General features: G+C 68.8%; 19 protein-coding genes. 8 read left to right on the top strand and 11 right to left on the bottom strand.

Going from position 1 to position 24,142, the window contains the following annotated elements:
* Positions 1-9: 9 nt before the first annotated feature.
* From H7U20_RS21945 to H7U20_RS21925, 5 genes are all read left to right on the top strand, one after another.
* On the top strand, positions 10-540 hold the full coding sequence (locus tag H7U20_RS21945; RefSeq protein WP_199761278.1) for an SH3 domain-containing protein: 531 nt from the start codon (positions 10-12) through the stop codon (positions 538-540).
* An 88-nt stretch (positions 541-628) separates the two neighbouring features.
* Positions 629-1,624 carry a PP2C family protein-serine/threonine phosphatase gene (locus H7U20_RS21940; RefSeq protein ID WP_199761277.1) on the top strand — a complete coding sequence of 332 codons (996 nt, stop codon included), beginning with the start codon at positions 629-631 and terminating at the stop codon, positions 1,622-1,624.
* Positions 1,625-1,796: 172 nt separating this feature from the next.
* Positions 1,797-3,344: an FHA domain-containing protein gene (locus tag H7U20_RS21935; protein WP_199761276.1), complete on the top strand. Its 1,548-nt coding sequence runs from the start codon at positions 1,797-1,799 to the stop codon at positions 3,342-3,344.
* 105 nt (positions 3,345-3,449) lie between these two features.
* Positions 3,450-3,914 (top strand): nuclear transport factor 2 family protein, encoded by a 465-nt coding sequence (locus H7U20_RS21930; RefSeq protein WP_199761275.1) that lies wholly within the window; start codon positions 3,450-3,452, stop codon positions 3,912-3,914.
* A gap of 228 nt (positions 3,915-4,142) precedes the next feature.
* Entirely contained in the window at positions 4,143-4,880 is a 738-nt protein-coding gene (locus H7U20_RS21925) for a DUF4386 domain-containing protein (protein ID WP_199761274.1), read from the top strand.
* 1,116 nt (positions 4,881-5,996) lie between these two features.
* On the opposite strand, the gene H7U20_RS21920 is transcribed toward H7U20_RS21925, so the two are convergent.
* The 4 genes from H7U20_RS21920 to H7U20_RS21905 form a co-directional block, all read right to left on the bottom strand.
* Positions 5,997-6,584: an O-methyltransferase gene (locus H7U20_RS21920; protein ID WP_233410984.1), complete on the bottom strand. Its 588-nt coding sequence runs from the start codon at positions 6,582-6,584 to the stop codon at positions 5,997-5,999.
* A gap of 237 nt (positions 6,585-6,821) precedes the next feature.
* Positions 6,822-7,700 (bottom strand): pirin family protein, encoded by an 879-nt coding sequence (locus H7U20_RS21915; RefSeq protein ID WP_199761272.1) that lies wholly within the window; start codon positions 7,698-7,700, stop codon positions 6,822-6,824.
* Entirely contained in the window at positions 7,697-8,104 is a 408-nt protein-coding gene (locus tag H7U20_RS21910; protein WP_199761271.1) for an OsmC family protein, read from the bottom strand. Before H7U20_RS21910 ends, H7U20_RS21915 begins: the two co-directional genes overlap by 4 nt.
* Before the next feature lie 95 nt (positions 8,105-8,199).
* Positions 8,200-8,487 carry a DUF1330 domain-containing protein gene (locus H7U20_RS21905; protein ID WP_199761270.1) on the bottom strand — a complete coding sequence of 96 codons (288 nt, stop codon included), beginning with the start codon at positions 8,485-8,487 and terminating at the stop codon, positions 8,200-8,202.
* A gap of 139 nt (positions 8,488-8,626) precedes the next feature.
* On the opposite strand from H7U20_RS21905, the gene H7U20_RS21900 reads away from it, so the two are divergent.
* On the top strand, positions 8,627-9,511 hold the full coding sequence (locus H7U20_RS21900; RefSeq protein WP_199761269.1) for a LysR substrate-binding domain-containing protein: 885 nt from the start codon (positions 8,627-8,629) through the stop codon (positions 9,509-9,511).
* Positions 9,512-9,653: 142 nt separating this feature from the next.
* On the opposite strand, the gene H7U20_RS21895 is transcribed toward H7U20_RS21900, so the two are convergent.
* The 7 genes from H7U20_RS21895 to H7U20_RS21865 all read right to left on the bottom strand — a co-directional run bounded on the left by H7U20_RS21895 (position 9,654) and on the right by H7U20_RS21865 (position 22,419).
* Complete coding sequence (locus H7U20_RS21895) at positions 9,654-11,993, bottom strand: SUMF1/EgtB/PvdO family nonheme iron enzyme (protein WP_199761268.1); 2,340 nt, start codon at positions 11,991-11,993, stop codon at positions 9,654-9,656.
* 23 nt (positions 11,994-12,016) lie between these two features.
* Complete coding sequence (locus H7U20_RS21890; protein ID WP_199761267.1) at positions 12,017-14,347, bottom strand: SPFH domain-containing protein; 2,331 nt, start codon at positions 14,345-14,347, stop codon at positions 12,017-12,019.
* A gap of 90 nt (positions 14,348-14,437) precedes the next feature.
* A complete protein-coding gene (locus H7U20_RS21885; protein ID WP_370593216.1) occupies positions 14,438-15,715 on the bottom strand; it encodes a hypothetical protein in 1,278 nt (425 codons plus the stop codon).
* Positions 15,712-16,986, bottom strand: coding sequence for a hypothetical protein (locus tag H7U20_RS21880; RefSeq protein WP_199761266.1), 1,275 nt, complete (start codon positions 16,984-16,986; stop codon positions 15,712-15,714). Before H7U20_RS21880 ends, H7U20_RS21885 begins: the two co-directional genes overlap by 4 nt.
* A 3-nt stretch (positions 16,987-16,989) precedes the next feature.
* Positions 16,990-17,586 carry a hypothetical protein gene (locus H7U20_RS21875; protein WP_199761265.1) on the bottom strand — a complete coding sequence of 199 codons (597 nt, stop codon included), beginning with the start codon at positions 17,584-17,586 and terminating at the stop codon, positions 16,990-16,992.
* Positions 17,583-19,007 (bottom strand): hypothetical protein, encoded by a 1,425-nt coding sequence (locus H7U20_RS21870; protein ID WP_199761264.1) that lies wholly within the window; start codon positions 19,005-19,007, stop codon positions 17,583-17,585. Before H7U20_RS21870 ends, H7U20_RS21875 begins: the two co-directional genes overlap by 4 nt.
* Positions 19,008-19,116: 109 nt before the next feature.
* A complete protein-coding gene (locus tag H7U20_RS21865) occupies positions 19,117-22,419 on the bottom strand; it encodes a penicillin-binding transpeptidase domain-containing protein (RefSeq protein WP_370593215.1) in 3,303 nt (1,100 codons plus the stop codon).
* 447 nt (positions 22,420-22,866) lie between these two features.
* On the opposite strand from H7U20_RS21865, the gene H7U20_RS21860 reads away from it, so the two are divergent.
* Together H7U20_RS21860 and H7U20_RS21855 are read left to right on the top strand one after the other, a co-directional pair.
* Positions 22,867-23,115, top strand: coding sequence for a hypothetical protein (locus H7U20_RS21860; RefSeq protein ID WP_199761262.1), 249 nt, complete (start codon positions 22,867-22,869; stop codon positions 23,113-23,115).
* 290 nt (positions 23,116-23,405) lie between these two features.
* Positions 23,406-24,062: a thrombospondin type 3 repeat-containing protein gene (locus tag H7U20_RS21855; RefSeq protein WP_199761261.1), complete on the top strand. Its 657-nt coding sequence runs from the start codon at positions 23,406-23,408 to the stop codon at positions 24,060-24,062.
* Positions 24,063-24,142 lie beyond the last annotated feature (80 nt).

Raw genomic sequence — 24,142 nt, 5'->3', positions numbered from 1 at the left:
GAGCCCACCATGCCCACCGCCCTGCCCATCGACTGGCCGTTCGAACGGCTCTACAGCGCCGGCGCCTTCGCGCTCGGCCTGCTGTTGACCTTGTTCCTGGCGGCCTACCTGACGCCACGGCGCTGGTGGCAGCGCCCCAACACGCGCGCCCTGCTGATCCTCGTCGTCGGCGCCTGGGGTTTCGGCAGCCTGATCCTGTTCTGCGCGCGCGGCACCGCCACCACGCCGGCCCTTGCCGGCCGGACCGGCACGACGACGCCATCCCCCACATCGACGACCAAGGCCGCGGCCACCGCGCCGCCGCATACCAGCCCGGCCGGCGCGCCGATCGCCGGCCTGGCCTTCCAGGTGCACCGCGACCTCAACCTGCGCCAGGCGGCCGGCGTGCAGACGGCGCGCCTTCTGACCGTGCCGGCCGGCGCCAGCGTCACGCCGACCGGCCTGCGCGACGGCGACTGGTGGCAGGTGCGCGTCCATGTCGGCGGCGAGGATAAGCTCGGCTGGGCCAACAGCCTGTGGCTAAGGAGCAGCGGTGAATGAGAAAACTAACTCGCGCGCGACGGCCGCGCTGCGCGGTTTTTCGGCTAAGCTGTGGCCATACGCCACGACAGGACGCGCGCCGCCAACGATGACCTCACTGACCGACTCCCTGGCCTTCGGCCCCGACCTCGACATCGCCGCCCGCAGCGACGCCAGCATCAGCAAGTTGCAGGTGCCCGAGAACCAGGACAACATCCTGCTGATCGACGCGCACGGCCGTGCCGTCTTCCTGCGCGACCAAACCGAATGCAGCGTGCAGCTGGCCGACTGGCCGGCCGGCCACGTGCGCCTGGCCGTGATGGACGGCATGGGCGGCCACGGCAACGGCCGCCAGGCCGCCGAGGCGGTGGCCAACGGCCTGCTGCGCGTGCCCGCCTGCGCCACGCTGGAACAGCTGGCGGCCCGCCTCGACGCCCTGCACGGCGCGCTGCAAAGCCAGTTCCGCAGCGCCAGCGACCACGACGACTTCCGCCGCCCCGGCACCACGCTGACGCTGATCGAGATCCCGCCCGGCCAGGCGCCGCTGCTCTACCACGTCGGCGACTCGCGGCTCTACGAAATCACCGCGCAGGGCGCCCAGCCGCTGACGGTGGACCACGTGCCGGCCACCGCCTTCGCTCTGCACGGCCTGCTCGGCGCGCAGGAATGGTGGCAGCAAGTGCACGGCGAGCACCGCGCGCAGATCTCGCAGGCCTTCATCCTCGGCAACGCCTTCGCCAATCCGCAGGTGCTCGACGACGGCCTGTGCGCGCTGACCTCGGCCCGGCTGCCGACCTTCCTGCGCCACCTGGCCGACCGCCGCGTGCTGACGCCGCGCGCCGGCGCCGTCTACCTGCTGGCCACCGACGGCTTTTGGGCCTGCGCCAAACCGCAGGCCTGGACCGAGCGTTGGCCCGAGCTGCTGGCGCGCCAGGGACAGGACGCCAACGCCGTGCTCGGCCAATTGTTCGACGAATTCGCCCATCGGCCGCCGCCCGGCTTGCATATTGATAACGTCAGCGCCATCGTCCTGCGTTTCGCCACGCCGGCCAATGTTGACGAAACGGCACTGCCGACCGGCCGCATCCAGGCACTTTCAACATGACAGCTGTTGCGCCGACGGCCGCAAAGGGGCCGCCGCGAAAATATATGTGGCACGATTGACCGCCAGATTGCCAAAGCCCGGTAAAAACGCATAAACTCTGGGTTATCTCGTCGGTCTGAATGTCATGAAAAAATGCAGTAACCCGGATCACCCGCACTGCACTCACTGGGTCATGCCTGGGGAGTCCGCCTGCGCGGGCGGCCACGACCAGCCAGCGGCGCCCGCCGCCCCGGTCACCAGTTACGATCTGCTCAGCGCATTGCGCTCCGCCCGCACCGGCAGCCCGGTCGCGGCGCGTCCGGCCGTGCCGACTGTGCCGACCATTTCGAGCGCATCGACCGAATCGAACGCCGCGCCGAGCGCCGCCACGACCGCCCCCGCCGGCTACGCCCGGCCCATGCAGCGCGCCCAGTCCGAGCGTCCGCAGTTGCACATCAGCGGCTTCGACCCGCGCGCCGCCGGCGGCCGCCAGACCCTCAAAATGGAATTGCGCGGCATGCCCGAAGGCTGCGCGCCGCAACTGACGCTGCAACTGCAGTCCGAACTGATCCCCGAAGGCGCCGCGCGCCAGCAGTTCGTCCGCTCCACCAGCGGCGACTGGCGCCCCGTCTTCGTCGAATTCTCCTCGCGCGGCAAGGAACACGGCCAATACCAGATCAGCATGGAGCTGCTCAGCCGCCACGCCGAACTGGCCGCGCGCACCTGGGTCTGCACCTTCGTCATCCTGGTGCCACGGCTTGACGCCACCCTGACCGAGATCCACCGCATCTTCCTCAGCACGCACAAGAACGTGCGCGTGATGGCCGACGACGCCTCGATCGCCCGCGTCAACGCCAACGGCGGCGACAGCATGGACATCGACGTCACCGCCCGCAACGCCGGCATCGCCCACCTCGATTTGGGCGCGCCGCAGGGCAAGGTCGACCTGGGCTTCTCCACCATCGCCTGGGACGAGGACCTGATCGAGATCGACATGCCGGCCAGCGCCGCCCTGCATCCCCACCCCAGCCGCGCCGCCTGCCTGGTCAACGCCGCGCCGGAAGCCGGCGCGCAGCGCCAGATCCGCCTGTTCGCGCTGGACGAATGCGTGTTCGGCCGCTTCGAACTGGTCGATCCCGAGGCCGACGTCTTGCTCAGCCACTTCGGCGACGCCGGCCAAGACAACCACGGCCTGACCCGCCGCCTGTCCGGCCGCCACGCCGTGATCCGCCGCACCGGCCACGGCTTCGAGATCGAGGACGTGTCGCGCTACGGCATCCTGCTCGACGGCGTCTGGCCCGGCAAGCACAAGCCGACCGCGCTGCGGCTCGGCATGCGCATCGAACTGAGCGCCAGCATCAAGGGCATCGTCGTGCTGACGGTGTCGGCCATCATGCCGCACGGCGTGATCCTGCACCGCATCGACCAGGGCGCGCAGGCCGAATGCTTCTACCTGCTGGCGCCGGAAACCCACCCCGGCTATCCGATGGCGCCCTTCGCCACCGCGCCCAACGCCGCCGGCCTGCCGTTGCTGCTGCACCGCGACGGCGGCTTCTGGCACCTCGACCAGCTCAGCGGCAAGGAGACCGCGCTGGCGCCCGCCACCGCCCTCACCCAGCTCAGCCGCATGGCCAGGCACAAGCGCTTCGCCAGCGAGCCGTATCCCGAACACTGGATCATCCGCACCGGCGCGAGCGAGCTGTACAGCACCGTCGGCGCCCACGACATGTCGACCGCCTGAGTTCTGCCGATTCATATGTGATACAGTCAATTGCGTATTCGACATCTAGAACATGCCGCGAATACTCGCCCAGCTACTTCACATTGGCCTACCTGAGGACGACACATGAATCGGAGTTTGATTTTCTTTATCGCAGCGCTGCTACCCTTTTCCGCCTTTGCCGACAGCCCGTCCGACCGCCAAGCGGTGGAACGGGCCGTGCTCGATTATATTGAATCGCAGCACAAGGCCGACCCGGAACTGATGCAGCGCGGCTTGGACAAGGAACTCGCCAAACGCACCTACTGGCAAGCCGAAGACGGCTCGGAATTCATCATGAAAACCGATTACGACACGATGGTGAAAGTGGCCAAGTCGTACAACAAGGACGGCACCAAGTTCCCGCAATTTCCCAGGGTAGAGATCAAGATTTTGGACATCGACAACCGGGTGGCGTCGGTGAAGTTGACGGCGGACGAATGGATCGACCACATGCACCTGTACAAGACCAGCGGCAACGAATGGAAAATACTCAACGTGCTGTGGCAGTACCATGACGCCAAAAGGCAAGTAAGCAAGGCCAAGAAGTAAGCGGCTAACCACACCCATCCCCAGGTCCTGCCGCGCCCAACGCGGCAGGACTGTCAGTAAATCGCGATAGAGCCAGCGGCCGGCCTGCGCCGCCATACCTCCCACTTAGCAAAAAAATATTTACGGCTTGCCACGCGATGGTGTTTGACTTCCTTTCACCTGTCAGATAATATTTACACGTGAATTAAAAATCATATGCGAGATATCCCATCCTCAGGAGCCAGCCCAATGAACCAGGTTTTACCGTCCAGTAACGCTGCATCCACGCTCAGCAAGAACGCCAGAATCGCCGGCCTGATCTACCTGCTGTTGATCCTCATCGCGCCGTTCCGCCTCATTTACCTTCCCGGCAAGCTGTTCGTCGACGGCGACACGGCGGCGACGATCCACAACATCGCCAGCCATGCGGCACTGTTCCGCCTCGGCATCATGAGCGACATGCTGACCGCCGCCGTCAGCCTGTTCCTGACCTTCCTGCTGTATCGCCTGTTCAAGGATGTGCACAAGGGCGCCGCCCTGCTGATGCTGATGCTGGGATTCATGGATACGCCGATGTACGTCTTCAACGTGCTCAACGACGTCGCCGCGCTGATTTTGGTGCAGGGCGCCGACCTCCTGTCCGCCTTCAACCAGGCCCAGCGCGACGGCCTGACCATGCTGTTCCTGCGCATCCACGGACAAATGACCTACGCGGCGGAAATCTTCTGGGGTCTGTGGCTGTTCCCGCTGGCCTACCTGGTGTTCCGCTCCGCCTACCTGCCGCGCTTTATCGGCGTATGGCTGATCGTCAATGGCGTCGCCTACCTGGGCCTGAGCTTCTCCGGCCTGCTGTGGCCGCAATACGCGGAAACGGTCGCCAACCTGGCCTTCCCGTGCCAACTCGGTGAAGTCGCCTTCACGCTGTGGCTGCTGATCATGGGAGCGCGGACGGCACGCCTCGCCACCCCGCTCCCCCAAGCGGCCTGATTCAACTCAAGGCCTCGTTGGACAGGCGGCAGGATGGTCGCCATCGGCAAAAAAATCGTTTCATGGTGCGGAAAGCTCAGTCGAATACATTTTTGGGGCCGTTTTTCGCTGAATTGCAACTTCTGCACATGAGGGACAGGTTATCGGTATCGTTGTAAGCGTTTTTTGCGCCTATTGCCGTCACTCGCCCGGCATCTTCCCCATCTTCAACGGGCGCGCCCTTAGTAAGGATATATTCCTTCCAGTTAGTGGCATGATCGATCGTGGCATCGTCTGCGGTAGCTTTTTTCTTACCGGTATCTTTCCGTCGCAGGCATTGTTTCCCGCATTTTACGCAAGGATATTGCCGGACTCCGCCCTTGCCTTCATGACGTCCGGCCTCCGCCCAAAGCCCGTCCCATGTCGTCTCGAGAAAGCTTGGTCTAGTCGTTTCGTTCCAAAGGTCCCTCTTCCGCGGCGTTGGCACATACGGAGCGCTCGATGCCTTTCGCGCCGTGGCCGCCTTCGCCCCCAAACGAGCACTCTTGAAGCGGCTCGCGGAATTTTCGCCACGAACCCGTGATCCTATACTCGCTTCGGTTTTGCTCTCCTCACTCGGCGCTGAGCGCTGTATCGCACCTGAGCGCACCGGCAAGGCTGGCAGTGCAGGAGGAAAGACCGCGCTTCTGGACTGCACAAGCCGCGGAGCTTCGAAAGCTTTCCCCCGCACGGCCTTGGCCTGCGGCAGTTGCGGGCTGGGATTGGGACGGAAGGGAGGCGGCAGCAATGGAAGACCTGTAGCCTTCCTCTGCAATATATTCGATGCGGAAGCCGGCAAAGAAGGCGGGAGCGAAGCGGCTGGTCTGGCGCCCTGCTGCGGCGTCGCCAATTGCCGCGGACTCCCTGGCTGCAGCCTGCTCGGCGGCATCGTAAGCGGAGGCTGACGTCGTCCATTGAATGTGGAATTCATGCTCGCTAAGCTCCTCGGCATAAGAAAAAATGACCACTAGTCTTAAGAGTAATGCCGCCCGCCGCGCATATCCACGTCGCGTCAAACCTCGGCCTGAGCGTAGTTTACTGTGCGGCTTCTGAAATATATACTCAAATTGTCACTGCGGCGCATTCGCGATTGAGCATTCAGCGGTTCTTCGTCGCCAAAAACTCGCCATTGCCGACCGGGACCAAACAAGTATGGAATTGGCTGTCGGCCCCGACCAGCGCCATGAAGGCGGCCATTTCATCCCGGTGCGAAGTGGCGTTGTCGACCACCAGCAGGCCGCCGGGACGCAGCACCCGCCGCACATCCGGCCACCAGCCGGAATATTCACTGCGCTCGGAATCGAGAAAAATCAGATCGACGCTGTCGTCCTGCGCCGCGCGCAGCACGCCGCCGGCGTCCGCCTCGACTTGCCGGATGTGGTCGGTCAACGCCGAACGGGAGAAGTTCGCTTGCGCCAGCTCGATCTTGAAGCGCGACAGCTCCACCGTCGTCACCGTGCCGCCGACACTGCGGGCGGCGTCGGCCAGCCACAAGGTCGAATAGCCGTTGGAGGTGCCGATTTCCAGAATCCGCCGCGCGCCCGTGCTGCGCACCAGCACGGACAGCAACTCGCCCGTGTCGCGGGTGATGTTGAGCATGCGGCCGGGCCGCTCTTTCACCGCGCCGTCGTTCGACTGGCCGAACGCTTCCAGCTCGGCCAACAGGTTTTTCAGATTGCTATCCAAGACGCCTCCGCTTCCGTTTCCACATGTTGAACGGCCGGCGACAAAGCGCGCCGGCCAATGCGCCGACATCGGCGCGAGCCAATGCCCAGCAGGCTTGGTTCACGGCGCTTCGAAAAACCACCAAATTGTCGTTCCGCACCGGCGGGAACCCATGCTGAGCCAATGAGCGTGCAGGGTATGAATTCCCGCCTGCGCGGCGGTCCGCCGATGCGGAATGACGGGTAGTCGAGGTGGCCTTTACTTGCCGACCTTCGGCGGCAGGGGAATCCACTCCGTCTCGCCCGGCACGGCGGCGAAGCGCTGCGCGGTCCAGTCCTCGCCGGCCTGCAGCACGCGCTCCTTGCGCGAGGAGACGAAGTTCCAGAACATGAAGCGGTGGCCGTCGAGCGGCTCGCCGCCGATCACCATGAACTGCGCCGCGCTGTCGGCGCGCACCAGCTGGGCGCTGCGGGTGTCGAGCAGCGCCATGGTGTGCAAGGCCAGCGGCACGCCGTCGATCTCCAGCTGGCCGCTGATCGGGTAGATCGCCGCCTCTTCCGGCAGGCTGGCCAGACCCAACTCCTGGCCGGCCTGCAGGGTCACGTCCAGATACAAGGTCTGGCTGTAGGTGGCCACCGGCGAGGTCTTGCCGAAGGCGGTGCCGATCAATACCTTGACGCGCGCGCCGTCAACCGTGAAGTCCGGAATGTCGGCGGCCGGCGTGTGGACGAAATTCGGTTCGTCCTCCTCGTGCGCGGCGGGCAGCGCGGCCCACAGTTGCAGGCCGTGGGTGCGGTGCGGCACGCCGACCAGATCCTTCGGCGTGCGCTCGGAGTGGACGATGCCGCGCCCGGCGGTCATCCAGTTGATCGCGCCCGGTTCGATGCGCTGCACCGAACCGATGCTGTCGCGGTGGTCGATCGCGCCTTCGAACAGGTAGGTCACCGTGGCCAGGCCGATGTGGGGATGCGGCCGCACGTCGTGGTTGGCGTCGACCGGCACGTCGACCGGGCCGAAATGGTCGAAGAAGATGAACGGGCCGACCGCCTGCTTGACCGCCGCCGGCAGATAGCGCCGCACGACGAAGCCGCCGCCGAGATCCTTCTCGTGGCCCTTCAGCACACTGGCGATGCTCATTTTGCCTCTCCCAATACGGTGCTCACCTCGGTGGTCACGCTGGTCATCAGTTTGTGGACGGGGCATTTGTCGGCCACGGTCAGCAGCTCCTGGCGCTGGGCGTCGCTCAGCGGGCCGCCCAGGTGCAGGGTGGCGGCCAGGCGGTAGGTGCCGTGGCGCTCCTCGCTGGCGTCGCGCTCCATGCTCACTTCGACGTCTTCGAGCGGGATGCCCTTGCGCTTGGCGTACCAGACCAGGGTCAGCGCCTTGCAGGCGCTCAGCGCGGCGTCGTACAGGTCGTGCGGGGTCGGGCCGGCCTCGCTGCCGCCGATGTCCACGCCTTCGTCAACGGAAATCAGGTGGTTGCGGATGTGCGCGACGTGGCGCATGGGCAGGGATTGGTCGCGGATGACTTTGATCGACATGCTATTCCTTGAGTGCAATATAGGTGAATCGCCAATTTACACCGTTTCGCCCCACTTCGCCAATCTCCCATTGAGCCGAGACGCGCCCCGCCCGGCTAGACGCCGGCGAGCAGTTGCAGGTCGAAGTCGGCGCCGCCGCTGCGCAGCTTGCGCAGCGCCTCGTGCAGCGGGTCGGCTTGCCAAGCGCGCGCCTGCTCGATGCTGGGGAACTCCAGCAGCACCGTGGTGCCCGGCAGGCGCGGCGCGCCTTCCAAATGCTGCGCCGCGCCACGGCCCAGCAGCTTGCCGCCGTGGGCTTGTATCAGCGCCGGCATCTTCTCGCCGTACTCCTTTTGCCATTCGGTGTTGTGGATGGTCAGACTTCCGATCGCGTATGCAGCCATGTCGTTTCTCCTGTTGGGGGGGGCTGACTTACACCCGGCCGGATTGGCCGGGGCTTCGTCATGACCACCAGCATAAGCGAAACTATTGAAGCGATAAATTAGTATATTATTCATATACTCGTAACTAATACTTCCGAATATGAGCGATAAACTCCGCAGCATGCAGGTCTTCGTGGTGGCCGCGACGGCCGACAGTTTCGCCGCCGCCGCGAAGGAGCTGGACATCTCCTCCGTCATGGTGGGCAAGCACGTGCAAGCGCTGGAACAGCAGTTGGGCGCCAGCCTGATCGAACGCACCACGCGCCGTCACACGCTCACCGAGATCGGCGCCAGCTATCTGGAGCGCTGTCGCGACGTGCTGGCCAGCGTGGCCGCCGCCGACCAGGTGGCGGAGAACCTGCGCAGCGTGCCGCAGGGCCGCTTGCGGGTCAGCGCGCCGGTGGTGTTCGGCGCGCTGCGGCTGATGCCGGTCATCAGCGAGTACAGCGCCGCCTATCCCAAGGTGCAGATCGACCTGCAACTGAACAACCGCGTGGTCGACCTGGCCGAGGAGGAGATCGACATCGCGCTGCGCTCCGGCAGCGTCAACGACGCCGAGCTGATCGCCCGGCCGCTGCGCGCCACGCGCATGCTGGCCGCCGCCAGTCCGGCCTATCTGGCGCGCCACGGCACACCGGGCCACCCGTCCGACCTGGCGCGGCACAACTGCCTGGCCTTCGCCTCGTGGGGCAGCAATCCGCAGTGGCGCTTCAGCCGGGACGGACAGATGGTGGCGGTGCCGGTGCTGGGCTCCTTCGTCAGCAACAACGGCCCGGCGCTGCTGGCGGCCGCGCTGAACGGCATGGGCGTGGTGGTGCAGCCGGATTCGCTGCTCGACGAGCCGATAGCCGCCGGCGCGCTGACCGCGCTGCTGCCGGACTGGCAGCTGCCGACCCGCGTCATGCACGTGGTGCGGCGCGCTGAACACCGGCCCAGCGCCAAGGTGCGCAGCTTTGTCGATTTTGTGATGGAGCGGCTGGGCTGAGAAACCCACAGGCAGAGACTGGGGTCAGACCCGCGAGGGTCTGACCCCGGCGGTTCGCCCTTGGGTGGTTTGATAGCCGCCGACGCGCGGGCTGACCCCGGCGGTTCGCCCTTCGGTGGTTTTATAGCCGCCGACGCGCCGGCTAGACCAGCTTGCGGGCGACGCGGAAGCCGACGATGTCGTTGGCCAGCACGGCCGAGAAGCCGTTGCGCACCGCCGAACGCAGATAGCGCGGGTTGTACAGCCAGGCGCCGCCGCGCAGCGCGCGGCGCACGCTGTCGCCGTCCTCTTCCCAGGCGCGGCCGTCGGCCGGCGCGCCCTGGTAGTTTTCGTGCACCACGTCCTGCACCCACTCCCACACGTTGCCGTGCATGTCGAACAGTCCCCACGGATTGGGCGCGTAGCTGCCCACCTTGCTGGTGCCCTGCACGTACTGGCCGCGCGGGCTGCCGTTGTAGGTGTAATGGCCGTCGTAGTTGGCCCGCTCGGTGCTGATCTCGTCGCCGAAGCTGAAGGCGGTGCGGGTGCCGGCGCGGCAGGCGTACTCCCACTCCGCCTCGCTGGGCAGGCGGTACAACTGGCCGGTGCGCTCGGACAGCCAGCGCAGGTATAGCTGGGCGTCGTTCCAGCTGACGCCGACCACCGGATGCTCGTCGCTCTGCTTGAAGCCGGGCGCGCGCCAGTCGGTGTCGGACAAGGACTCCCAGCCGGTGGCGCGGACGAACAGCTGCCACTGCCCCACCGTGACCGGGTGGCGGCCCAGCGCGAACGGCTGTTCGATGCCGACCCAGTGATGCGGCGTCTCGCGCTCCAGCCAGCCCTTCTGCGCGCCGGCCTGAATGGCGATGGCCTGCTCATGCTCCGGCGAGCCCATTTGAAAGCGGCCGGTGGGGATCAGCACCAGCTCGGGACCGCTGCCGGTGCCGTCGAGGAAGCGGTCGCGCAGCACACCGCTGGGGTCGGCCACGGGGCTGGCCGCAGTGGGCATCAGCGTGGCCAGTTCGGCGGCGTTGCGCGCGGCCAGCTGCTTGCGGTGGCGCTCCTGCTCGCTGCGGTAGGCCGCCTCGACCTTCAACTGATTGAGCTTGCGCTGTTGCTCCTCCTTGGCCTCGCGCGCCTCCTTGGCGTCGGCCTCGCGGCGCGCCTGCAACTGCTCGCGCAGCTGCTGCTTGCGGATCTTGGCGGCCGCCTCGGCCTCGACGCGCTGCCGGGCTTCGAGTTCGCGGCGCTGCTGGTCGAGTTTGACCTTTTCGATCGCCGCCGCCTGCGCCGCCACCTGCGCGGCGGCCTGCGCCTCGGCCAGCCGGCGGGCGTTGAGTTCGGCCTGGCGCTTCTGCTCGACGGCGCGGGCCTGTTCGGCCAGGACGGCCTGCTCCGCCTGTTCCTTGCGGCGCTGCTGCTCGGCCAGGCGCGCGCGCTCGGCCTCGGCGGCCTGCTCGGCCAACTCCTGCTCGTTCGGCCCGGCGGCGGCGCGCAGGCCGTCGAGCAGCTCGGCCACCGTGGCGGGACGGCGCTCCTGCGCGTAGGCGAAGCCGCTTTGCAGCACCTGCCACTGGCGCAGGTTCAGCGAAGCCGGCGCCGAAGGGTGGATGTCCGCCGTGCGCATGTCGTCGAAGGGCAGCCGGCCCTCCAGCATCTGGTAGATCATCACGGCGACGGCGTACACGTCCAGCCGTGGACTCGGTTGGCGGGCGTGGGTGCCGGCCTCCGGCGCGCGATAGCCGGCGGTGCCGGCGTTGGGCGTCTGCAGTCCCAGGCTGCTGCCGGCGCTGCGCGCGCGCGAGGCGATGCCGAAGTCGAGCAGCTTGATCTCGCCGCGCTTGGTCAGGAAGACGTTGCCCGGCTTGATATCGCGGTGCACCAGCTTGTGCTTGTCCCAGGCGTATTGCAGCGCGTGCGCCACCGGCTCGATCAGCTCGCAGATGCGCTCCAGCGCCAGCACGCCTTCGCGGGCCAGGAAGGCGTCCAGGTCCTCGCCCTCCAGGTATTCCATGATGATGAAGTAACTGGCCGTGGCCGGGTCCTGCGCCCACTCGTAGACGCGGACGATGTTTTCGTGCGCCAGCTTGCGCGCCTGGGTCGCCTCCTCGATCAGCAGCTTGGCGTGGGTGGCGCTTTGCGTCAGCTGCGGCGGCAGGATCTTCAGCGCCACCATGTCGCTGTGACCCAGCTCGGCGTGGGTGGCCAGGTCGGTGGCCTGCCACACCTGGCCCATGCCGCCCATGCCGATCAGGCGTTCGAGCCGGTAGCGGCGGTTCTGCGGGCCGATTTCCTGGCCGGACATCAGCCCCAGCTCGGTGCCTTGGCGCGCTGGCGGCGGCAGCGCGGATGCCCCGGCCGTGCCCGCAGGGGCGCCACCCGGCGGCGAGTACTCGGCGTCGAGGATGGCGTTTTTGCGGCGGTCGAACTCTTGTAAGCTCAGCAGACCGTCATCGTGCAAGGCGCGCAGTTCGCGGATCTTTTCTCTTGCTGTTTGCATCATCAAATCGTGTCAGGCCGATTCCATCAGGGTTGTAGCGGCACGCCGCATTCGGCGCAGAACTTGTCGAACGGGTGGCCGGGCCGCGTCGGATGACCGTTGCGGCAATACTTGGGCAGCTCGGGCACCAGGTGCGCGGCCGATGCCGGCGCCGCTGTCTGCGGCGCTGCGGCGTGGTGATGGTGGATCGCCCCGCCGCCCTGCGCCTGCGCCACGCCGACGCCCAACTGGCTCTGCGTGGTCAAGGCGTTGGCGCCGGCGGTGATCTGCAAATTGAGCAGGTCGAGCTGGTGGCGGCGGTCCTTGTCCATGTCGGCGTCGCGCTGGGCGCGTTCTTCAAGCACGCGCTCCTGGGCCAGACGGGCCGCTTCCTGCGGCGTCACGCCGTGTTCGGCGGCGACCACCTGGGCCAAGGCCTGAATCTGTTCGGCGCTCATGCCGCCCTGGATCTGCAGCTTCATGATCTGCGTCAGCGCGGCGGCGTTCGGCGTGGCGGCGGTGGCCACCTTGCCGCTGTCGCTCAGCGCGCCGATGGCGGCGATGCGCTCGATCTCGTGCTGCTGCTGGGCCAGCAGCAGGTCGTACTCGCCCTTCCAGCGGGCGAAGCGCTCGTCGCGTTCGTGCTCGCGCGCCTTCAGCTCGCGCTGCCACTGCGCCTCGTGCTCCTTCTGCGCCAGAATCTGGCGCTGCTCGTCGACGGCCAGCTGGTCCAGCATGGCCTGGTTGACGTTGGCCTGGTTCTGCCGCGCGTGGATGCCGTCGGCCTCGATGGTGCGCAGCAGCTTCTCGTACTGGGCGACGGCGTCGGCCTGGGCGCCGCTGCGGCGCAGCTGTTCGATCTTGTCGTTGATCTCGGCCACTTGCACGGCGTTGGCGGCGTCCTTGACGGCGTCGCCGCGCAGCAGCTCGCGCTGGCGCGCCAGGGCCAGCTGGTCTTCCCACTCCTGCACCCGCTCGGCCTCGCGGCGGCGCGCGGCGTTGGCCAGCGCCAGCCCCTGGAAGTGGGCGACGTGCTGCTCGGCCTCCATCTGCGCCTGGCGCTTGCCCTCCTCCTCCTCGCGCTGGCGCAGGCGCGCCAGCTCGGCGCGGCGGCGCGACTCGTCCTCGATCAGCAGGGCCTGGGCGATCTGGTTCTGGATCGCCTGCTGGCGCAGCTGCTGGCCAAAGTGCTGTTGCGCCAGTTGGCGGTCCTGCGTGGCGGCCTGCTGGGTCACTTCCAGCTCGGTGCGCATCTTGATCTGCGCCAGATGGCGCACATGCTCCCAGTCGGCCGTGTCGCCGGCGCGGTGCGCCTTGTTGCGCGACAGTTCGTGTTCCAGTTCGGCCAGCGTGGTGCCGGCGCCGCTCTCCAGCGCCGCCTTGCGTGTCTTCGATTCGATGATGCGGCCGTACAGGTCGACCTCGCGGGCGCGGATCGCCTGCACCCGCTCGGCCTCCTGCAGCGCCAGCTCGGCCTTCTGCACGCCGGCGTCCTGGCGCAGCTCGGCGCGGCGATGCTCGCTGCGCTGCTTCTGCTCCTCGCGCCAGATGGCCTGCCACTCTTCCTCGTCGTAGATTTGATCGAGCTGCTTGACGTGCTCCAGTTGCACATGGCGCTCGTCGGCCACCAGCCACAGCGTGCCGATGCGCTCGCGGTTGTGGTCGAATTTGTCGTGGCGCAGCGCCGCCGTTTCCACCTGGCTCACGGCCAGGCCGTATTCGGCCAGGCGCTGCTTGAGCGCGTTTTGCAGGCGTTCGTCGAGCTGGGCGCGCAGTTCGGCGTTGTGCGCCATGTCGCGCATCGAACGGGCGCCGATGAATTCGGCGGCCAACTGGCGCACCGACGGCGCCAGCAAATCGTGCAGGTGCAGCGTGGTGACCGAGCCGGGCACGGTCATGAAGTGCTGGGCGAAGGCCGCCACGTTCTCCACCTTGAGGCCGACGGCGAAGCGGGCCGAGACCTTGAGGTGTTCGGCCGTATGCAGGTCGCTGAAGGAGAATTCGACCGGCAGCGGCGTGCTGCGGGTGATCAGGATTTCGGCGTGCTGGCTGCGCAGCAGGTGGTTCAGACGGGTGAAGAAGCCCTCGATCTCGTACTCGCCCTGCGGCACCTCGGTGGCCTTGTCGGCTTGCAGGATGTAGGCGCGGGCGGTGGCCGGCACGCGCAGCGTCTTGGTGAAGATGCCCGACAGCTCGCGCACGCCGAAGTAGACGGCCAGCTCGTCGTCGCCGGGAATCCAGCGATTGTCGCGCAGCACCGGCTCGTTGCGCGAGGCGCCCAATGTCAAACCGCAGTGATTGCAGTAGCCCGACTGGTCGTCGTTCTTGTGCTCGCAACGCGGGCATTTAACGCCGCCAAAACCAAACATTTGGAACATGTCAGACTCCTAACTTGATTCATCCACTGGCCGCGCCCCGCCAGACACCGATTTTAGCAGGGGCGTGCCGCTTTCATTCTTGCGCACGATTCAGATCACACCGATTCGTTCGATACAGGCGACGCTGGCGCCGCGAACCTTGACGGCGGCCGCGAAGCCAGCCGGCAGGCCGGCCTGCCACTCCTTGGGCAGCAGCACACGGTCACCGTCCACCACCTGGCGCAAAATCAGCGCCGCCTTGGCCGCCAGGCCATCGACCGTCTCGACCCGGCCGGCGTGCCAGGCGCTGGAGCAGCCGCTGGCGATCAAACGGCCGCGCGGGACGAACTCGCGGCCGCGCGCCAAGCGGTCGGCCATCACCAGCGCCAGTTGATAAGAATTGCCCTCGAAGCGGGGCTGGCCGAAGCGCACCACGGTGCGCCAGCGGCCCAGGCCACGGCCGTCGAAATGGCGCGCGCCGACCAGCGCCTGGCGCAACGCCAGCTGGATGCTGGCGTCGAGCCCCGGCGCGGCGATTGTATCCTCTTCGTCGGCACCGCTGGCGACTATCGGGTAGACGCTGACGTCGACCCAGCCCAACGCATCGTTGACGCCGCCGCTGTGCAGCGGGAACCAGGCACGCGCGGTGGACACGGCCGACGCCGGATCGGTGTGCCCGCTCAACGCGCCCAGGTGGCTGATGCGCAGGACGGCCGGCAGCGCGGCGATGCTGTCGACTTCGGCGGCACCGCCACCACCATCGCCGCCGACGACAAGGCTGATGCCGCCTGGTTCGCCTGTGGCGGCAACGAGGGCGCCGACCGCCGGCACGGATGCCGATGCGAGTGCCGCAGCGGCCAGATGGCGGCGCAGCGATGCGATGGCCTGCGGCGATTGCCCACTCACCTGGCCCAGATGCCAGGCGTCCGACCAGCCCTGCGCGTACAGCGCAGCGGCGCCGCTACGATATTCGCCGCGTACCATGCGGTCGGCCAGTACGGCGGCCAGCTCCCAATCGCGCTCGCCGCTGGCCGGCAGCAGGTCCATGCTCAGCACCACCTGGTCGCGGCTGTCGAAGCGGGCCTCGGTGTGGCGCGCCAGCCGCACCACCTCTTGCACCCGCTCGCCCAGCGCCGCAGCGCCGGCCAGCGCGCACTTGACGTCGGCGCGATTGGCGCGCGGGCGGCGGCTGGCGGTGACGGTCAATACGCGGCCGTCGGTCAATACGCAGCGGCAGTCGGCGCTGACCGGCACGCTGGGTCGGGCGCTCATTTGCGCGCCGTCGGGCGTGGCGGTATGGCCGGCATTGGCGACGTTGGCGGCGTTAGCGGCGTTAGCGGCGTTAGCGGCGTTAGCAGCGGCGGCCGGCGTGGCTGGATGGTTGGTCATAGCGATGGCTCCTTGCGCGCAGCGGCGGCGGCGGGCGTCGCCTCGCCGGACGGCGCGGATGCCTCGTCGCACTCCAGCTCCGTTGGCGCGAACGGAGCGCGGCGCAGCAGCAGATGGTGGTCGAGGTTGGCGAGGATGCGGTCGGCCTCGTCGAACATGTCAGGCAGTTGTTCGGGTTTGGCCAGTTGCAGTCGCGCCAGCAAGGCCCAGGCCTCGTCGAGGGTTGCCACGGCTGCGACGCTGTGGCGGATGCGGCGGCGCTGCTGCGTCGGGTCCAGCGGGCGATCCGGCGCAGCCCAGGCCAGCGACGGCATGGTGGCGACGGACAGGCTGCTCAGACCAAGACCTTGCAGCAGCCGTTGGTGGACCTGGAACAGCGCCATGCCGGGCGGTAGCGCGAGCAGGCGCAGCGCGCTGGTGGCGGACGGCAGTTCGAGGAAGAGACGACGCAGCGCCTTGGCATCGTCGGCCGCCGCCTGTTGCGGGGACGGCAGCGATGGCACATTGGCGGCAGCGGCCGACGTGGCTGACGCGGCTGCGGCTGGAGACACGGCTCCGGGCGCGGCGATACCCTGCGGCGCGGCTTCGGGTGCGGGCGCGGGCACTGCTGCTCGCGCGGGTGCGGGTGCGGGTGCGGGCGCAGGTGCGGCTGCGGACGCGGGCTCAAATGCGGGCGCGGGCGCGCGCTCGGCCACGCGTTCAGCGCGCGCGCGCAGCGTGGCGGCATAGTCGACCCGCTCGCCCAAATCGACCGGGAAGCAATCGTCCACCGTCACGCCGAAGCGGGTGTAGAGCAGCTGATTCAGGCCGGCGCGAAAGCCGTTCCACTCGTCCAGCGAGGTGCAGGGCGGCAGCTCCAGGCCACCCTGACGCAGCTCCAACCGCAGTGCCGCCTCAATCGACGCGGCGAATTCGGCCAACAGCAGCTGTGGCCCGGCCTCGCTGCCCAGCAGTAGCTCGAAGCGCTGCTGCGTCACGCGCGGGTCGCTGGCGTCGACGACGAACTGCAAGCGCAGCCCCAACTCGGGCGCGGCGGCGAAGGGCGTCAATTCGACGTTGTATGGGCCGGGGTGATAGCAATACAGCGTTTCGCCATCGGCGAGGACGACTTTGCCGGCCGGTGCGCGGCGGGCATAGCCGGCGGCGTTGAAGACCACGGCGCGGCAGTCGGCCGGCGCAACGTCGCCGTCCTCCAGCCGCATCGCGATGACGACGGCGCCCAGGCCGGCCGTGTCGGTGGCCGTGCGGCGGCGTCGTTTGAACAGGGCCATGACCTAGGGCGCCGCCGGTTCGACAGCAAAGCCGGCGCCATGCCGCTGAAAGTGCGCGGCCGGTGCCAGGGCGAAGGGCCAGGCGCATTCGCATTCGCCGTCGGCGTCGAGCCGGCCTTGCAGCACGATGGCGCCGGCGCCGTCGAGCACGCGCAGCGGCGGCTGTTCGCGCAGCAGGCGCGCCGCGAACGGCGCCTCGATGGCCAGCTTGAGGATCACCTGCCAGCCCTGCCCCGCGTCGGTGGGCAGGAAGTGCAGCGTCCAGCACTGGTCGTCGGTGCGCATTTGCTCCAGTGCGGCGACAGCGGCGGCGGCGCGCAGCATGCCGCAGCTGCCGTACCACGCCGAATCGTTGGCCGCCGCCGCGGGCCGCGCCTCGGCGCGCCGCGCCAGCGCCAGCTGTTTGAAGCGCCGCAGCGTCAGCGGCGACCGCTGCAGCGCCTCGCGCTCGGCCGGCGTCAACGCGCGGCTGCCGTCCAAGGCCGCCAGCAAGGTGGCGTCGGCCAGCATCATGCGGTCGCCGGGGACGGCGCGCGCCAGCAGCAGCCGTTCGCGCAGCTTGGCGTCCATCGATGTCGCATCCACTTGTTTCTCCTTCATGGCGCCTCCGCGCGGGGGGCCGCTTCATGGCTTACATCATGGGCCGCGTGCAGCCGGTCTATCGCCTCATTGCGCCGCTTGCGCAGCGTCGGCATCGAGATTTGGTCCAGCGTCGCCAGTTGCTGCAAGGTGGGCAGCGCGCCGGTGGCCGGGTCCAGCCACTCGTCCGGATAGGTCGAGTCGTCCGGTCCCAGCAGCTTATGATAAACCGCCAGGCGAATCGGCAGCGAGTCCTGGCTCAGTATCCGCAGGGTCCAGCTGCCGCCGTCCTGCGCCAGCCGCGCCAACTCCAGATAGCGGGGGGGCAGGGAAAGCGCGTCGGCCACCCGCTGTTCGCGCGCCAGCAAGGCTGCATCATCGACGCCGGCCGGCGCCTCGTCAAGCTCCTGCTCGCGCAACCGGCGCGCAGTCACCTCGGCCAGCGGTTCGTCGGCGGCCTCGTCGTCGGCGGCGGCATCGGCATCGGCGGCCAGCTCGTCGTCGGTAGGCGCCGGCAGGATGCGATCCTGCGCATCGACAAAGGCGCCGCCGCTCTCGGCGGCCTCGGACTCGCCGACCACCCGCCAGTAGTCTTCCAGCCATTGCACGGCGGCGCCGGAGTCGCCGTTGCCCTGCCAGGCGTCGGCGCTATCCATGTTCGACGACAGCTCCTCGTAGTCGCCGATCTCGGCCAGCATGGCGGCGATCTTCTCCGGACTGTTTTTCAGGCTGGCGAAGCGCTTGGAGCGGGTGTGCAGCGGGCCGGGCGCGCCGTCGTAGCGCTCCAACGACGCGCTCCAGCGGATGATCCACTCGGCCTTGCAGCCGGCGATGGACTTCATCTGGCGGGCCTCGATGGGACTGCCGGCCAGCTCGCGCCCGAGTATCTCGCCGACCTGCCCCTGGTGCTGCTGCCAGCCGGCGAACAGGCGCTCGACCTCGCGGTAGGCCGTGTCGAGCATGCGATAAGTGTAGATTTTATTCGGCGAGCAGGGCCGGCCGGTGCTGACGCTGTAGTTGTCGGCGTCGACCTTGTCGCGCAGGCCGGCGTACATGTCGTTGAATTTTTTACGCAGGACGCCGTCGGCCGCCACATCGTGCCAGAAGGCGCCGCCACGGCCATGCTCCGCAGCGATGGCGGCCAGCAGCGCGGCCCAAAAGCCGGCCTGCGCCTGCAGCTCGAACAGCAGGCTGAGGGCCAGCTCGCTGACGCTGTCGCCGTAGCTATTGCCATGCGCCTCGGCGCGCGCCGTCTTGTCGGCCGCGCGCAGCGCCGCCGCCACCGCCTCGGTGTAGTGCTCCAGTAGCGCATCCTGCCGGCCCGGCGGGCAAAGAACCTGCTCCGCGCTGAACTGGCGGAAGGCCTGCACCGAGCAGCGTCCGAGCAGCTTGCGCACTTGTTCCCAGCCGTGCTCCTGGTAGCGGGTTCCTGGCAAACGCATAAAGTCCTGTCGTTCTAGGCGCGCCGGGTCGTTACGGGACGAACAACCACCGACGGACGCCTCAAAATCATGCCACACATCTTCTCTCTTCATTCCATCCTTCACAAGGCTATTTCACTCTCTGTTCTTGGCTCTGCGCCGGCTTCTGTTTAACCAGCGTGGCCAACAGCGCCGCCAGCATCGGCGCGGCGTGCTCGCCGCCGCTGGCCTCCGAATGGCTGACGAAGGCGGCCAGCGCCAACCGGTGGGTCTGGCCGGGCAGGCTGCCCGGCTCCAGCCAGCCGGTGAACCACACCGTGGCCGTGCCCTCGCCGGTGGGCGCGGTGCCGGTCTTGCCGTACAGGCCACGGCGCAACTCGGCCAGCGCCGGGCCGGCGAAGGCGCCGGCTCCGGTGCCGACGTCGACCACGCCCTTCATGCCGGCGCGGATGCGGTCGAGGCGGATGCCGAGCGGCGCCATCGTCGGCACCGCGCTGGCTCGGCCGTCGAGCGCCAGCAGCAGGCGCGGCGCCACCACCCTACCCTGGCCCACCGCGCCGGCCGCCAGCGCCATTTGCAGCGGCGTGGCCTGCATGCGCAGGCCGATGGCCATCTGGCGCAGCTCGTGGCGGCTGTGGATGGTGTCGATGTGGGCCGGCGTGGTCTGCAAGGCGTCCCAAGCCGACCAGCGGTAGTCGGCCGGCAGCAGGCCGCCGTCCAGGCGCAGCGCCTGCTCGAAGCCGAGCCGGTGCGCCGCCGCCAGGATCGGCCGCACGCCGTCGAGCGCGCCGGCGTCAAGCGCCTGCAGGTCGGGCGCGCCGCCGTCGGGCCGGCCGAACAGGCTGCGGTCGCTCAATTCGCTGGACCAGGCGAACCAGGTGTTGAGGCTATAGGTCAGCGCCTGCGCCAGTCCCAGCTTGCCGTCCTGGGCGCGCCGGTCCAGGCTCTGCTCCCGGTAGTTGGTGATGTGGGCCAGTTGCAGGCGGCGCGGATCGAGCGGATAGGTGGCGGCGTCGGTCTGGAAGCCGAAGCCGCGCTGCTGGGCGATGCGGTTGATCGCCGGCAGCGGCAGGCCGCCGAGCAGACCGTCGAGTTGGGGATCGCTGACGGCAGCCAGCTCCAGGCCCAGCGCGCTGATCACCTTGAAGGTCGAGCCGGGGCTCTGGTGGGCGCCGCCGTCGTGCTGCAAGGCCGGCAGGCGCAGCGGGCTGCGCGCCGGATTGCTGCGGTCGAAGTCGCGCACCTCGGCCCAGTTGGCGCTGTTGACGGCGCCGGTGCCGGCGCCGGCTGCCGCCAGCACGTCGCCGGTTTCGGTGTCGAGGATGACCAGGCCGGCGTGGCGCGGTTCCGGCGCGGCGTGGCCGCCGACACAGGCGGCGCCGTCCCAGCGGCCGCGCCGCATGCCGACGCAGTCGAGCACGCGCTGGCTCAAGGTTTGCAGCGGCAGGTCCAGCGTCAAGCGGCCGGCCAGCGGCCCGCCCGAGGCCGACGGCAAGCGCGCCAGCATGCCGGCCACGCCGCTGCCTTGCTCCGGGCCGACGCCGAGCAAGGTCGCCAGGCCGGCGTCGAGCGCCGGTTGGGTCGGCGCACCGTCGGCCCACAACAGCGTGCCGTTGCGGTCCTGCAGCAGCACGCTGGACGGCGCCAGGGCGGCTGGGCCGGCGATCGCCGCGCTCTCGGGCAGTTGCTGCCAGACCAGGCGGCCGGCGGCGACGCGCAGATGGCGGTACTTCTGGTCCTGCGGCGCGTCGACGGCCAGCGCCGCCACGTCCAACTGCACGCTGCGCGCGCCCGGCAGCAGCGTCAGCGTCAGCTCCTGCACGTCGTCGACGCCAGCGCAGGCGCGGCCGAAACAGGCCGGCAGCGCCTGCATCCGGGCGCCGCTCACCGCGCGGGCGCGACCGAGCAGCAACAGGCGCTGCTGCTCGCCGCCGGCGGCCGGCCCGGCCAGCTCCAGCGTCAGGCGCACGGCCGGCTGCGACGGCGCCTGCGGCCAGCGCGCCACCCGCGTCCACGGCTGCCAGCCCTGCGGCAGCTGGGCGAACAGGCGCGTGGCGGCGCCCGGCATCTGCGCGGTGATGGGCAAGGGGCTGTCGACGCCGCCGTTCACCACGCTGGCGCGCCAGCCGAAGCTGGCAACGGGGCCGGTGCCGGTGGCGGTGCCGGCGGTGGCGGCGCCAGCGCCAGCACCGACAGCAACGCCGTCGCGGCCGCGCCAGGCCAGCAGGCGACGTTCGCTGTTGAAGATGTCGACCTGCTGGCGCACGTACTCGCCGTCGGCCTGGTAATACAGGCGCTTGATCAATTTGCGGGTGGCGGCATCGGCCGGCACCGCGCGCCACGCGGCCAGATCGGCGGCACGGTCGGCGGTGCCGGCCGCGCTCCACTGCAGCAGATCACGCGGCGCCAGCTCGACGGCGCCGCCGGGCGCCAGACGCACCAGGCCGCGCTGCTGCAGCGCCTGGAACAACGATTGGTCCTCCAACTCGCCGCGCGGCGCAACCGGCACACGGTATTGACCCGCCGTCAGATAGGCGCTCACCGCCTTGCCGCGCGCCGGGAAGGCGGTCACCAGCGCGGTCGCCGGGGCCGCCGGCGGGGCGACGGCGACGATGCCGGTAGCGGCGGTGGCGTTGTTGGTGCTGTAGGTGGCGGTGGTGGTGGTGGCACCGGTCTCGGGACGCTGATACATCTGCAGCACCAACTCGCCGGCCTGCGGACACAGCGCGCTGGCGCGCCGCTCGATGCGCAGCGCGTTACTGTTGTTGACGCCGTCGCCGCCCCACAAAAGCCAACCCTGTTGGCGCAGGCCGACGCGGCCGCTGGTACCCTGCTCGATTTGGCCCAGGCTGGCGTCGCCCAGCCAGCGGGTGCTGCTCTGACCACTGCGCCAGTTCAGTTGCAGTGGCGCGCTGAGCGGGTCGGCGAAGTCGGCCAAGGCCTTGCCGCTGATCTCCACCTCCGGCATCGTCGGCAAGTTCGGCTGGGCGGCACGCTCGCGCACCAGCAGCACGTTGCGCAGCGCCAGCGGCGCACTACCGCGCTCACTGCGCGCCACCCAGCGACGCACGTCCTCGAAGCGGTAGCCCAACCGCAGCGGCAGCAGCGCGCCGCCGGCGCCCTCGCGCAGCTGGCTGCACAGGTCGACCCGCACCACCGGCGCCGCCTGCATGCCGGCGGCGACCAGCACGGCGTCGCCCGGCTGCAGGCCGAGGCTGACGCCGGCGCGTTGTGGCACGGCGAATTCGGCGCCAGGCAGCACCGCCTGGAAGACCTCGGCCGCGCGCTGCTGCTGGGCGGCGGCCGGCGTGTTGACGGTGGCCGCGCCCAGATAACGGGCGTGGCCGGCGATCAGCACGCCGCCCGCCATGGCTGCGGCGACGGCCCCAAGGCCGGCCAGCCGGCCCGGCGCCCACAACCGAGCCGTGGGCACACGACCGCTCGCAGCGCCGATACTCGCGGCGGAGCCGGAGCCGGAGCCGATGCCCGTGCCTGCGCCTGGGCTTGTGCCCGCATCCATGCGTGCGGCCGTGCGGTTCTTCGTGCTCGCGGCCGGCACCGCGCGCAGAGTCGCACCGCGCCCGCGCGCCGCGCCGGCCCGCAAATTGGCCAGACGGCGGCGGGCACGGCGGCGCTCGGCCATCGCTTGCAGAACGGTAGTGAGAAAAGACGCCATACAAGCCCCGCGCAGGTGTGATCGATGTGCCGGGCACATGCGGGGGGAGACGCAAAAGCATGGTCGAGCTGTCATCGTCTGATCGGCGCAAACTGCAGTTCGTCCCGCAAAAGCGGCGTCTCGTCGCAATCCGCTAGTCGCCAATGGGGCCTTTGGCTACAGTGCATACATCGAAACACCACTACCACCGCAAGGAGCCGCAAAATGAACGTCCTGAAAAACTTCGAAGCCCTGTTCGTCATCACCCTGGGCCTGGCCTGTGCCGCCAACTACGCACTCGACAACGCGCCGCAGCAGCAAGACAAGGTCGCCAGCGTCGCCCTGGCCGTGCCGGCCAATCTGCAGGTGGTGGTGGTCAGCGCCAAGCGCCTGAGCGCCGAACAGAAGCTGCAATCGCTGGTCGAAGAACAGAAGGCCGCGCTGGCCACCGCCGACCACGCGAGCAAGATTTGATCGGCCGCCGCCCCCTTCGCCTGCCCCCGCCGTGCGCCGCGCGCGCCGCGCAGTGACAGGCGAAGCCCCGCCGCCAGAAGCGCCAACCGCCGTACCGAACACTCCCCGCCGCCGCCACGCCACCCGCCACCCGCCACGCTAGCAGCCTCCGCCGACGTCTGTGCGCCAACGCACGCAGTTTGTCGCAGAGTATGTGTCAGATGTAAGCACTTGAATCAGTCGTCCCGCCGCCGCGCGCCGCTTGCTATATTTGTCGCAAGCGTGAAGACACGCAGCCACCGGAGATCCACATGATCAAGCCCACCTTTTATGCCGCTGCCATGATCGCGCTCAGCGCAGCCGCCTTCCTGCCCGCCAGCGCATCCGCCGAGGTCGGCCTGAGCATCGTCGTGCGCGACGCGCCGCCGCCGGCCCGTTTTGAAAGCATTCCCGTGGCCCGCCACGGCCAGGTATGGGCGCCCGGTTACTGGAACTGGGACGGCGGCCGCCACGTCTGGCTGTCCGGCCATTGGGAGTCGGAACGACGCGGCGAGCAGTACCGCCACGCCGAATGGCGCCAGGAGCGCGACGGCTGGCGCCTGCAGCCGGCCGGCTGGATCGCCGTCAACGCGCCTACCTACGACTATGTCGAAATGGCCCCGCCGGCGCCGCGCTACGAGCGCGCGCCGCGTCCCCGCCCCGGCTACAACTGGGCGCCCGGCTCCTGGGAATGGCGCCACGGCCGCCACGAATGGATCGCCGGCAGTTGGGTCGCCGTGCGGCCCGGCTACGTCTACAACCAGCCGCACTGGCGCGAACGCGAAGGCCGCTGGTATCGCGAGGAAGCGCGCTGGGAGCGCCGCGACGCCGATCACGACGGCATTCCCAACCGCTATGACCGCGACCGCGATGGCGACGGCGTGCCGAACCGCCACGACCGCCGGCCGGACAATCCACACCGCGACTAAGGGTAGCGGCGCCTGATCGGTTATGCTGGCGCCTGCCACCACATCCACAAGGGGACGGCGCCGCGCGCCTGGCTGCTCAA

Source organism: Rugamonas violacea, from assembly GCF_016461825.1.
Taxonomy (GTDB): Bacteria; Pseudomonadota; Gammaproteobacteria; order Burkholderiales; family Burkholderiaceae_D; genus Rugamonas.
The sequence above is the reverse complement of the archived record's forward strand: the minus strand, read 5'-3'. Positions and strand labels throughout refer to the sequence as shown.

Bases quoted from the DNA above. Each gene is read 5' to 3' on its own strand.
- H7U20_RS21935 (WP_199761276.1), top strand. From the start codon at position 1,797: ATGCCTGGGGAGTCCGCCTGCGCGGGCGGCCACGACCAGCCAGCGGCG.
- H7U20_RS21860 (WP_199761262.1), top strand. From the start codon at position 22,867: ATGAACGTCCTGAAAAACTTCGAAGCCCTGTTCGTCATCACCCTGGGC.
- H7U20_RS21930 (WP_199761275.1), top strand. From the start codon at position 3,450: ATGAATCGGAGTTTGATTTTCTTTATCGCAGCGCTGCTACCCTTTTCC.
- H7U20_RS21880 (WP_199761266.1), bottom strand. From the start codon at position 16,986: ATGGCCCTGTTCAAACGACGCCGCCGCACGGCCACCGACACGGCCGGC.
- H7U20_RS21945 (WP_199761278.1), top strand. From the start codon at position 10: ATGCCCACCGCCCTGCCCATCGACTGGCCGTTCGAACGGCTCTACAGC.
- H7U20_RS21875 (WP_199761265.1), bottom strand. From the start codon at position 17,586: ATGAAGGAGAAACAAGTGGATGCGACATCGATGGACGCCAAGCTGCGC.
- H7U20_RS21910 (WP_199761271.1), bottom strand. From the start codon at position 8,104: ATGTCGATCAAAGTCATCCGCGACCAATCCCTGCCCATGCGCCACGTC.
- H7U20_RS21905 (WP_199761270.1), bottom strand. From the start codon at position 8,487: ATGGCTGCATACGCGATCGGAAGTCTGACCATCCACAACACCGAATGG.
- H7U20_RS21925 (WP_199761274.1), top strand. From the start codon at position 4,143: ATGAACCAGGTTTTACCGTCCAGTAACGCTGCATCCACGCTCAGCAAG.
- H7U20_RS21895 (WP_199761268.1), bottom strand. From the start codon at position 11,993: ATGATGCAAACAGCAAGAGAAAAGATCCGCGAACTGCGCGCCTTGCAC.
- H7U20_RS21940 (WP_199761277.1), top strand. From the start codon at position 629: ATGACCTCACTGACCGACTCCCTGGCCTTCGGCCCCGACCTCGACATC.
- H7U20_RS21915 (WP_199761272.1), bottom strand. From the start codon at position 7,700: ATGAGCATCGCCAGTGTGCTGAAGGGCCACGAGAAGGATCTCGGCGGC.
- H7U20_RS21900 (WP_199761269.1), top strand. From the start codon at position 8,627: ATGAGCGATAAACTCCGCAGCATGCAGGTCTTCGTGGTGGCCGCGACG.
- H7U20_RS21870 (WP_199761264.1), bottom strand. From the start codon at position 19,007: ATGCGTTTGCCAGGAACCCGCTACCAGGAGCACGGCTGGGAACAAGTG.
- H7U20_RS21890 (WP_199761267.1), bottom strand. From the start codon at position 14,347: ATGTTCCAAATGTTTGGTTTTGGCGGCGTTAAATGCCCGCGTTGCGAG.
- H7U20_RS21885 (WP_370593216.1), bottom strand. From the start codon at position 15,715: ATGACCAACCATCCAGCCACGCCGGCCGCCGCTGCTAACGCCGCTAAC.
- H7U20_RS21855 (WP_199761261.1), top strand. From the start codon at position 23,406: ATGATCAAGCCCACCTTTTATGCCGCTGCCATGATCGCGCTCAGCGCA.